Origin of the sequence: Burkholderia sp. JPY481 (genome assembly GCF_038900515.1) — a bacterium.
In the GTDB taxonomy this organism is placed as follows: domain Bacteria; phylum Pseudomonadota; class Gammaproteobacteria; order Burkholderiales; family Burkholderiaceae; genus Paraburkholderia; species Paraburkholderia youngii.
The window spans coordinates 1-346 of record NZ_JAYMRT010000164.1 but is presented as its reverse complement, the minus strand read 5'-3'; the positions used below and the strand labels follow the sequence as shown (position 1 = coordinate 346).

Annotated in this window: 1 protein-coding gene; it reads right to left on the bottom strand. The window is 65.0% G+C overall.

The annotated features are described in order from the left end of the window. A partial coding sequence (locus VSR82_RS40165) for a GspE/PulE family protein (protein ID WP_498858944.1) occupies positions 1 to 346 on the bottom strand: 346 nt, incomplete at both ends.

Genomic DNA, 346 nt, shown 5'->3' with positions numbered 1-346 from the left:
CAATGCGCGCGCGAAGCTCATGCCGATCCGCTCGTTGACCTGGGTCTGGCCGATGCCGGACAGGTCGTATTCGATCGGGTCTTCCACCGTCATGATGTTGGTGGTCGCCGTCTCCAGTCGCGACATCGACGCATATAGCGTCGTCGTCTTGCCTGAGCCGGTCGGGCCCGTCACCAGCACGATGCCGTGCGGTTTGCCGATCAGCTTGTCGAACTGGCCGAGCGTGTCGGATGCCATGCCGAGCGCTTCGAGATTGAGCCGCGCCGCGTCTTTTTCGAGCAGACGAAGCACCGCGCGCTCGCCGTGGCCGGTGGGCAGCGTCGATACCCGCACGTCGACCGGACGA